We start from the raw sequence: 9,539 nt of genomic DNA on the forward strand, positions 1-9,539 counted from the left end.
GCAGCCCGGATCGACAGCAGGATCAATATCGGCACGGGAAGTGGATTCAAAAGCGACCAGTTCCGGCAGCAAGCAAGGCCGCCGCCGGGCCATTGGATATAGTTGAAAAACCGTAGTATTGAAAGTCAGCGAAGTGGCAACTAAAACTCCCAAAACTACCCCTGCAGCGCAACCATTGCTCACTGAGGAACAAATCCTCAAGATGGACGAGAAGGACTACATGAACGAAGCGCAGCTCGCTTTCTTCAAGGCCCGCCTCAAGCAATTGGAAAAGGATCTGCTGAAGAATGCGGACGAAACCACCGAACACCTGCGCGAAACCGTGCTGGTGCCGGATCCGGCCGACCGCGCCACCATCGAGGAAGAACACGCCCTCGAACTGCGCACCCGCGATCGCGAACGCAAACTGCTCAAGAAGGTCCAGCAGTCCATCGTCGCCATCGACAACGGCGAATACGGCTGGTGCGAAGAGACTGGCGAGCCGATCGGCATCCCTCGTCTGCTGGCGCGTCCGACCGCGACCCTGTCGCTGGAGGCGCAGCAACGCCGCGAGCTCAAGCAAAAGCTCTACGGCGACTGATCCCGGCCCGGCAGGGCCCTGCCCCCGGGCCGCCGCGGCCGAGGGGCAAGCGCCGGCAGCGTTCTGGCCGCCGGCGTGGATCGGCTGACTGCATCGTTTGCCGATTTCCCGTTTTTTCTGAGCATTCCCGGGTGCCGCCGCCATCGAGCGACATGGCGCGGCGCCGAAGCTGATTCACCTACCATGCCCATCCTGCGTTTCACGCGCCGTTCCGCCTTCATCGCCTTGCTGGCGGTGTCGCTGCTGTTCGCGCAGGCAATGGGCTTCCTGCACGGCATCGCGCACGCCGGGTGGCCGGGCGGCGCCGTGCATTCGCTGATCGACGAGTCGCTGTTCGACGAAGGCGACGAACATCCCCAATATCCCCAATTTGCATCGACCGCCTCCGGCGGCCAGGAGCAGGCCGTTCACGGCGGTGACGCGCACCATTCCTGCGCGGCCTACGACGCCGCCACGCTGTCGGCCGGCGTGCACTTCGATTTCCCCCTGCCGCCGCTGCTGCCGCCCGCGCGCATGCTGGCACTGTGGCAAGCCTTCGCATCCTGGGATGCGCCTTTTGTCTGCCATTTCTCCCCGCGCGCCCCGCCGCGCTGAATTCCTCTCCCCCCACTGATCCAGCATTTCGTTGCCGGTTGTCTTTCGTGATCCGGCCGCATGTTCGCCGTCGCCTTGTGCGGTCCGGCGGCGCCGCGGCATGGGCGCGTCCGGACGGCCGGCGTATCGGCGCCGACGGCACAGGCCGGCCGGCGCATTGCATGCACTACGAGGAATTCACATGGCAATCCCATTTTCACTGCAACGCCAACTCATCTCCGCCGCGGTAGCTTCCGCGCTGGCAACCTGGGCCGCTCCGGCCCTGTCGGCCAGCGCCGCCGACAATGCGGCCGTCCCCGAACAACAAGCCGCGCTGCAGCCCATCGTCGTGACCGCCACCCCCTTCGCTTCGGAGCAGGATGTGCAAGTGCTCGCTCCCGCCAAGGTGCTGGCCGGCGACGAGTTGAAGAACAAGCTAGGCAATTCGCTGGGCGACACCCTGTCCTCCGAGTTGGGCGTGTCGGCCTCGGCCTTCGGCGCCGGCGCCTCGCGGCCCATCATCCGCGGCATGGAAGGGCCGCGCGTGATGGTGCTGCAAAACGGCATGGCGGTGTCCGACGTCTCCACCGTCTCCAACGACCACGCGGTCGCCACCGAAGCCGCCACCGCGCGCCAGATCGAGATCCTGCGCGGCCCGGCCGCGCTGCTGTACGGCTCGGGCGCCATCGGCGGCCTGGTCAACGTGGTCAACGACCGTATCCCGACCGAACTGGTCGGCAGGCCCACCGGCACCGTTGAAGGGCGCTACGGCACCGTCGACGGCGAGAAGAACGGCTCCTTCTCGCTGGATACCTCGGCCGGCCCGATCGGCCTGCATGTCGACGGCAACTATCGCGACACCGACAACTACAAGATCCCCGGCAATGCCAGGCAAGGCGACGCTTCCACCGCCTCGGGCCGCCTGCCCAATTCGTTCACGCACGAGACCAGCGGCGGCGTGGGCGCATCCTATATCGCCGACTGGGGCTACGTCGGCCTGTCGGCCTCGACACTGGACGATCACTACGGCATCCCTACCGCCGAGATGTCCTTCATCGACCTGCACCAGAGCCGCTATGACATCGACACGCTGGTGAACAACCCCTTCGCCGGCATCGAGAAGTTCCGTTTCCGCTTCGGCTATACCGACTACACCCACACCGAAAAGCAGCAGGACGGCACGCCCGCCACCGTGTTCAAGAACCGCGTGCTGCAGACGCGCTGGGAGCTGACCCACGCGCCGCTGGCCGGCTGGCATGGCACCTTCGGCGTGCAGACCGAGCAAGGCAACTACTCGGCGCTGTCGGCTGCCACCGGCACTTCCGAACTGACGCCGCCGACACGCTCCTCGTCCTTCGCCGGCTTCCTGGTGGAGGAGCGCCAGTTCGGCCAGGTGCTGGCCAGCACCGGCCTGCGCGCCGAGAGCGTGAGCCGGCGGCCCGACAGCGGCAGTGGTTTGGCGGGGCGCGACTTCAGCCTGCTGTCATGGTCGGCCGGCGCCCTGTGGGCCTTCCAGCCCGGCTACGGCCTGGGGCTGACCTACTCGCTGGCGCAGCGCGCGCCGACGGTGGAGGAGCTGTATTCCAACGGCCCGCATGAATCGACCGCGACGTTCGACATCGGCGACAGCCAATTGAAGAAGGAGACTTCCCACAACATCGAGCTGACGCTGCAAAAGACGGAGGGACTGGTGCGCTGGAAGGGCAACCTGTTCCGCAACAAGGTGGGCAACTACATCTATGGCCGCACCAACGGCCAGGTGGATGCGGAAGGCAATGCCGACCCGGCCGGCGAATTCACCCAGCGCTTCTGGTCGCAGGGCGACGCCACCATCCGCGGCGCCGAAGCGGAAGTCACCTGGAACTGGAACGGCCAGGGCCTGTCGGCGCGCGCCTTCGCCGATACGTCGCGCGGCACGCTGGACGATCTGGGCAACCTGCCGTTGCAGCCGGCTACCCGTTACGGCTTCGAACTGGGCTACAAGACCGGCCCCTGGAACAGCGGCATGAAAGTGCTGCGCGCGCAGAAGCAGGATCGCCTGGCGTCCTTCGAAAACTATGAAACGCCGGCCTACACCCAGCTCGATGCCAACCTCTCGTACACGCAGAAGTGGAGCGGCGTGAAGCTGACCTGGTTCGCGCTGGCGCGCAACCTGCTGAACCAGGACATCCGCCTGTCGACCTCGGTGCTCAGGGAGTCGGTGCCGCTGGGCGGGCGCAACCTGATCGTGGGTGTGCGCACCAGCTTCTGATGAAGAAGCCGGGGGAGGGCGCCCCTTCCCCCGGACCGGGCCACAAGACTGCGGGCATCACGGCGCCGGCGGGAAATCCAGCGCGGTGTCGTTGACCCGGTTGTACAGGTTGGTGAAGGTGATCGCGGTTACCGCCAGCAGCGTGTCGACGATCTGCGCATCGCTGTAGGCGGCGCGTACCCGTTCCACCAGTTCCGCCGGCGCCGTGCCGCGCGTGGCGACCAGGCTGCGCGCGAATTCGGCCAGCAGGTCCAGCCTGGCGTCGCCGGATGGCCGGCCGTGGCGCAGGCCGAGCATGGCGGCGTCTTGCAGCCCCACCTTCCTGCCCATCAACGTGTGCGCCGCCAGGCAGTAATCGCAGCCGGCCTGTTCGCTCACGGCCAGCTTGACGGTTTCGATCTCCTGGGGCGACAGGGTACTCTTGCGCAGGGCGCCGTCCAGGTGCAGCACCGACTCCAGGGCGACGGGGCTCAGCATGCCGATGCCGGCGTAGGCATTGGGCACCTTGCCCACGCCGGCCTTGATGGCGGCGAACAGTTGCGCGGCCTGGCCGCTGGCTTCGGTGATCGGTGCAATGGTGAGGCGGGACATGATTTCTCCTTTTGGCTGGGGCGCGGGCACTCGTCATCGGCGGGATCGCCGTCTGTCCGTTCCCGCGCACGGTTCCAATATAGGCTTGCATGGTGGGATTGTTGATGCTTTTGAATCGCTTAAAATTGCTCAAAAATCTCAAGCGATGGAGAAGACATGGATGTCCTGAGCCGCCTGCTGTCCCTGCACCCGGTGCGCGCCGCGCTGGATATCCGCTGCCGCTTCGGCGAGCCGTGGAACCTGCGGCATCAGGCCCTGGCTTCAGGCGTCGCGCCCTACCATTTCATCCTTGAAGGACGCGCCCGGCTGGAGCTGGAAGGTCGCCCGCCGCTGGAATTGCAGGCCGGCGACCTGGTGCTGTTCGCGCACGGCGCCGCGCATGCCATCTACACCGCGCCGCCCGGCGCGGCGTCGGCGGTGCGGGTGGTCGATCCCGCTGCGCCGGTGCGGCTGCATGTCAACGGCGATGCCGGTGGCAGCGGGCAGCCGCTGTCCGATTTCCTGTGCGGCCAATTCCATTTCGAATCGCCGCAATCCAATGCCCTGATGCAAGCCATGCCCGAGGTCGTGCTGGTACGCGGCGCGGACCTTGCCGAAGGCCACGGCCTGCGCATGCTGGCCACCTTGCTGCGCGACGAATGCGGCGGCATCGACGGCAGCGGCGCGTTGCGCGAAGGGGCGCAGGCGATCGTGGCCGGGCTGGCGTCGGCGCTGTTCGGACTGGCGCTGCGCGCCTGGCTGGAGCAGGGCGGGCCGCAGCCGGGTTTGCTGGCGCTGCTGGGGCATCTGCGGCTGCACAAGGCGGTGCAGGCCATGCTCGACGCGCCGCAGCAGGAGTGGTCGCTGGAGCGCCTGGCCGGGGTTTGCCATATGTCGCGCGCGACCTTCGCGCGCCAGTTCCGCGCGGCCGGCGGCGCCACCCCGGGCCAGGTGCTGCAGCAGTTGCGCATGGCGCATGCGGCCAGGCTGCTGGGCAGCGGCACGATGGGGACGGCGGAAATCGGCGAAGCGGTCGGCTACCGCTCCGAGGCGGCGTTCAACCGTGCGTTCAAGCAATACAGCGGAGCGGGGCCGGGCAGCTACCGTCGCCGCTTGCGCAGCGGCGAGGCAGCCTAGGAAAGGGCGGGGGAACGAAGGCGGTGCAGGATCAGCGGATCGGCAGGCGGATGGTGTTCTTCACTTCTTCCATCACCGCGTAGGTATGCGTCTCGCGCACGCCCTTCAATTGCAGCAGCGACTTGCCGAGGAATTCGCGGTAGGCGTTCATGTCCTTGACGCGCGACTTGACCAGGTAGTCGAAGCCGCCGGCCACCATGTGGCATTCCATGATCTCGGGAATGCTCTGCACGCTTTTCTTGAATTCGGCGAACACGTCGGGCGTGGTGCGGTCCAGCACCACCTCGATGAACACCAGCAGCGACACGTCCAGCAGCTCGGGGTTCAACTGCGCGGCGAAGCCCAGGATATAGCCCGCTTCCTGCAGCTTGCGCACCCGCTCCAGGCAGGCCGCCGGCGACAAATTCACGCGCGCGGCCAGGTCGACATTGCTGATGCGGCCGTCGTTTTGCAGTTCGGCCAATATTTTTTTACTGATTTTGTCGAGCGCCGTCATGGTTTCTGAATTTTATTCAGCAGATTGCGTAAAAGGGAAATTTTGTTTTGATTATAAAGGCAATAAACGCGCCTAATATCAGCCAAGAGTAAATAGAATCCTCCCTCATAAAAAATACAACGCAATGCGGGCACGGTGCGCCAACGGCGGCGCATCTGCGCGGATGACAACAGAAATTCCCGACAATCTTTTTACGAGTTTTGATATGTTCGTACCTGCAACGGCGCAGTCAGTACAGCATCGACGGAATCGTTACCCCGTACCCCGGGGACGTACATCCAGCGTTTTAAGCTAACCAAGCTATCCACCGCAGTCTGATTTTCTAGAAGAGAGAGGAAACACCCAAATGTTCAAGCGCATTTCCGGACTCAATATCATCGCCGCATCGCTGGCACTGGTTCCCGCCTTCGCCATGGCGCAGGAAACCCAAGTGGTCAAGATCGGCTTTTCCAGCCCGCTGACAGGCCCCCAGGCGTCGGCCGGCAAGGATAACCAGGGCGGCCTGATGATGGCCGTGGAGCGCCTGAACGCGCAGCCCATCACCGTCGGCGGCAAGAAGATCAAGTTCGAAGTGATCGCCGAAGACGACCAGGCCGATCCGAAATCGGGCGTGGCCGCCGCGCAGAAGCTGGTCGACCAGGGCATCAAGGCCATCGTCGGTCCCTACAACTCGGGCGTGACCATCCCCACTTCGCGCGTGTTCAATGACGCCGGCATCGTGGTCGCCACCGTCGCCTCCAATCCCAAGATCACCCAGCAAGGTTTCGCCACCCTGTTCCGCGTCGCCGCCAGCGACAGCCAACTGGGCGGCAAGATGGCCCTGTACGCGGCCAAGGAACTCAAGCTCAAGCGCGTTTCCGTGATTGACGACCGTACCGCCTACGGCCAGGGCCTGGCCGAAGAGTTCAGCAAGGTCGCCAAGGCCAACGGCATCGAAGTGGTCAGCAAAGACTTCACCAACGACAAGGCCACCGACTTCACCGCCATCCTGACCTCGATCAAGGGCAAGAAGCCCGACGCCGTCTTCATCGGCGGTTACGCCCCGCAAGGCGGCCCGATCAAGCGCCAGATGAAGCAACTGGGCATCAATGCCCTGCTGCTGGGCGGCGACGGCATCTGTTCGCCTGAAATGGGCCGCCTGGGCGGCGACGCCATCGGCGAGTCGGTCTACTGCACCCAGGGCGGCACCATGCTGGACAAGGCCAAGGAAGGCAAGGTCTTCTCCGACGACTACCAGAAGAAGTACGGCCGTCCTGCGGAAACCTACGCCGTGTCCTTCTACGACGGCATGATGCTGATCGCCCAGGCCATGAAGACCGCCAATTCGGTCGAACCCAAGCAGTTCGGCCCGGCGCTGGCCAAGATCAGCTACAAGGGCGTGGCCGGCCAGTACGACTTCGACGCCAACCACGACCTGAAGCAATCGCCGGTGACCGTGTACCGTTTCAAGGACGGCCTGCCGGTGCCGCTGACCAGCTACTGATCGGCCATCCCCCTTTGGCGGCCTGAACGCACTTTCCCGCCGGCGCCGGCCGGCGGGAAGTTCAGCCTCCCCGCCAGCAATCCATCCGCGCAAGCATCCCGCCCTGTCGGCACCAGCCGGCAGGGTGGTACCCTTTGCGTTTGCAGGCAGAACCGCAATCCGAACAAGGAAGACCATGCTCAACTACACCCGCACCGTCCAGACCATTGACGCCCACACCGGCGGCGAACCGTTGCGCATCGTCGTTTCCGGCCTGCCGAAGATCCCGGCCGGCACCATCCTGCAGCAGCGCGCCTGGCTGCGCGAACACCGCGACGACCTGCGCCGGTTCCTGATGAACGAGCCGCGCGGCCACGCCGACATGTACGGCGCCTACCTGTTGCCGCCGGTCACGCCGCAAGCCGACTTCGGCGTCATCTTCATCCACAACGAAGGCTACAGCGACATGTGCGGCCACGGCATCATCGCCCTGGGCAAGGTGCTGGTCGAGATGGGCTACGTCGAACCGGTGGCGCCGGTCACGCGCATCTGCTTCGACGCCCCGGCCGGCTTCATCGAAGCCTTCGTCGAGTGGGACGGCAAGCGCGCCGGCAAAGTCAGCTTCAACAACGTGCCGGCCTTCATCTACCGCCGCGACGTCGAGGTCGAGACCCCCAGCTTCGGCAAGATCATCGGCGACATCGTCTTCGGTGGCGCCTTCTACTACTACATCAATGCCAAGCAGGCGAACCTCACCGTGAAGCCGGAACTGGTGCGCCAGCTGATCCAGCTCGGCGCCGAGACCAAGGCGGCGGTGATCGCCAAGGTGCAGATCCAGCATCCGCTGGAACCGGGCCTGAACACCCTGTACGGCACCATCGTCGACAGCGAACCCAATTTCCCCGGCGCCGACCAGTCCAACGTCTGCATCTTCGCCGACCGCGAAGTGGACCGCTCGCCGACCGGCACCGGCACCTCCGGCCGCGCCGCGCAGCTGTTCCTGCGCGGGCAGCTGGCGCTGAACCAGAACTACGTCAACGGCAGCATCGTCGGCAGCAATTTCGGCGTGCGCGTGACTGCCCCGACAAAGGTCGGCGAGTTCGACGGCGCGCTCACCGAAGTCAGTGGCTACGCCCATATCATGAGCACCAACCAGTGGGTGCTGGAAGAGTCCGATCCGTTCCCGACCGGCTTCTTCCTGCGCTGATTCAACCGAAAGTACCGGCATGCATATCCTCGACGCCCAACAAACCGCCGCCGCGCTGCCTTACGCGCAACTGGTCGACGCGCTGGAAACCGCCGCGCAGGAATTCGTCTCCGGCCGCATCCGCGCCCCCGAGCGCCAGGTGGTGACCATCGACAGCGCCAGCGTACTGCTCGGCATGCCGGCCATCGCCGACGACCTGTCGGTGACCAAGCTGATCACCGTGCATGCCGAGAACGGCAAACACAACCTTCCCGCCATCCAGGGGGAAGTAGTGGCTTTCGAAACCCACACTGGCCGCCGCATCGCCCTGATGGATGGCCCCACCGTCACCGGCCGCCGCACCGCCGCCATGACCATGCTGGGCATCAAGACGCTGCTGCCGCGCGCGCCGAAGTCGGCGCTGCTGATCGGCACCGGCGCGCAAGCCGCGGCGCATGCCGACGCGCTGGCGCAATATTTCGGCATCAGGCAATTCTGGATCGCCGCGCGCGACCTGGCGCGCACGCAGGCGTTTTGCAGCGCCCTGTGCGAACGCCATCCGCAGGTGGCCGCCAGCCCGCTGCCGGCATCCATGCTGCAGCAGGACCTGCCGCATACCGACGTGCTGATCGCGCTGACCACGTCGCACAGCGCCGTCATCCCCGAACAGGTCGCGCCCGACACGCTGGCCATCGGCGTCGGCGCCTTCAAGCCCGACATGGTCGAATTCCCGGCGCCGCTGCTGCATGCGCGCACCATCGTGGTCGACGACGTCGGCGGCGCGCACCACGAAGCCGGCGACCTGATCCAGGCCAAGGTGGACTGGGCGCGCGTGGTCGCCATCGGCGATGTGCTGTCCGGCAAGGTGGACCGCGCGACGCTGTCGGCCAACGGCGCGCTGCCGGTCTTCAAGACCGTCGGCCAGGCTTCCTGGGATCTGGCCGCGGCCCGCGTGATGCGAGCGGTCCTGGCTTGACCTTATCCACCCGGAGCGCGGCTTGTCCCGCGCTCTTTTCTTATCCGTCGTTTCATCCGCAACAAACTGCATATAAAAGAGGGAGAACCCAAATGACATGCAACCAGGCGCGCCGTCCACAAGGCGCAAGCAAGCCCACCCTCCGGCTGGCCGGAAGGCCATAACCGCAACGCCGCACAGGAGACATCGATTCATGGACATTTTCATCCAGCAAATCATCAACGGCTTGGTGCTAGGGAGCATGTACGCGCTGATCGCGTTGGGTTACACGATGGTGTACGGGGTGCTGAACCTGATCAACTTCGCGC

The 9,539-nt window shown here is 65.2% G+C and carries 10 protein-coding genes and 1 pseudogene; 9 read left to right on the plus strand and 2 right to left on the minus strand.

What is annotated here, in order from left to right:
• Positions 1-175: 175 nt before the first annotated feature.
• The 3 genes from dksA (at position 176) to J7548_RS19585 (ending at position 3,404) form a co-directional block, all read left to right on the plus strand.
• A complete protein-coding gene (gene dksA / locus J7548_RS19575; RefSeq protein WP_290977918.1) occupies positions 176-580 on the plus strand; it encodes an RNA polymerase-binding protein DksA in 405 nt (134 codons plus the stop codon).
• Positions 581-763: 183 nt separating this feature from the next.
• The gene (locus tag J7548_RS19580) at positions 764-1,174 is read left to right on the plus strand and encodes a hypothetical protein (RefSeq protein ID WP_290977920.1); all 411 of its coding nucleotides are present in this window, start codon (positions 764-766) and stop codon (positions 1,172-1,174) included.
• A gap of 181 nt (positions 1,175-1,355) precedes the next feature.
• Positions 1,356-3,404 carry a TonB-dependent receptor gene (locus J7548_RS19585; RefSeq protein WP_290977922.1) on the plus strand — a complete coding sequence of 683 codons (2,049 nt, stop codon included), beginning with the start codon at positions 1,356-1,358 and terminating at the stop codon, positions 3,402-3,404.
• 57 nt (positions 3,405-3,461) lie between these two features.
• Here J7548_RS19585 and J7548_RS19590 read toward each other — a convergent pair whose 3' ends face one another.
• Positions 3,462-3,995 carry a carboxymuconolactone decarboxylase family protein gene (locus J7548_RS19590; protein WP_290977924.1) on the minus strand — a complete coding sequence of 178 codons (534 nt, stop codon included), beginning with the start codon at positions 3,993-3,995 and terminating at the stop codon, positions 3,462-3,464.
• Between J7548_RS19590 and J7548_RS19595 the strand changes: the two genes are divergently transcribed.
• The gene (locus J7548_RS19595) at positions 3,994-4,164 is read left to right on the plus strand and encodes a hypothetical protein (protein ID WP_290977926.1); all 171 of its coding nucleotides are present in this window, start codon (positions 3,994-3,996) and stop codon (positions 4,162-4,164) included. The genes J7548_RS19590 and J7548_RS19595 overlap by 2 nt on opposite strands.
• The gene (locus J7548_RS19600; RefSeq protein WP_290977928.1) at positions 4,152-5,111 is read left to right on the plus strand and encodes an AraC family transcriptional regulator; all 960 of its coding nucleotides are present in this window, start codon (positions 4,152-4,154) and stop codon (positions 5,109-5,111) included. The genes J7548_RS19595 and J7548_RS19600 overlap by 13 nt, the downstream gene beginning before the upstream one ends.
• A 31-nt stretch (positions 5,112-5,142) precedes the next feature.
• On the opposite strand, the gene J7548_RS19605 is transcribed toward J7548_RS19600, so the two are convergent.
• Positions 5,143-5,607, minus strand: a complete 465-nt coding sequence (locus tag J7548_RS19605) for an Lrp/AsnC ligand binding domain-containing protein (RefSeq protein ID WP_290977930.1) — start codon at positions 5,605-5,607, stop codon at positions 5,143-5,145.
• A 346-nt stretch (positions 5,608-5,953) separates the two neighbouring features.
• On the opposite strand from J7548_RS19605, the gene J7548_RS19610 reads away from it, so the two are divergent.
• From J7548_RS19610 to J7548_RS19625, 4 genes and pseudogenes are all read left to right on the plus strand, one after another.
• Positions 5,954-7,090, plus strand: a complete 1,137-nt coding sequence (locus J7548_RS19610; protein ID WP_290977932.1) for a branched-chain amino acid ABC transporter substrate-binding protein — start codon at positions 5,954-5,956, stop codon at positions 7,088-7,090.
• Between the two features lie 175 nt (positions 7,091-7,265).
• Entirely contained in the window at positions 7,266-8,276 is a 1,011-nt protein-coding gene (lhpH, locus tag J7548_RS19615; RefSeq protein WP_290977934.1) for a trans-3-hydroxy-L-proline dehydratase, read from the plus strand.
• A gap of 19 nt (positions 8,277-8,295) precedes the next feature.
• Positions 8,296-9,231 (plus strand): delta(1)-pyrroline-2-carboxylate reductase family protein, encoded by a 936-nt coding sequence (locus J7548_RS19620; RefSeq protein ID WP_290977936.1) that lies wholly within the window; start codon positions 8,296-8,298, stop codon positions 9,229-9,231.
• Between the two features lie 193 nt (positions 9,232-9,424).
• Positions 9,425-9,539 (plus strand): annotated as a pseudogene (locus J7548_RS19625) (branched-chain amino acid ABC transporter permease); the annotation flags it as partial.

It is taken from the genome of Herbaspirillum sp. (genome assembly GCF_017744395.1).
Classification (GTDB): domain Bacteria; phylum Pseudomonadota; class Gammaproteobacteria; order Burkholderiales; family Burkholderiaceae_D; genus Herbaspirillum.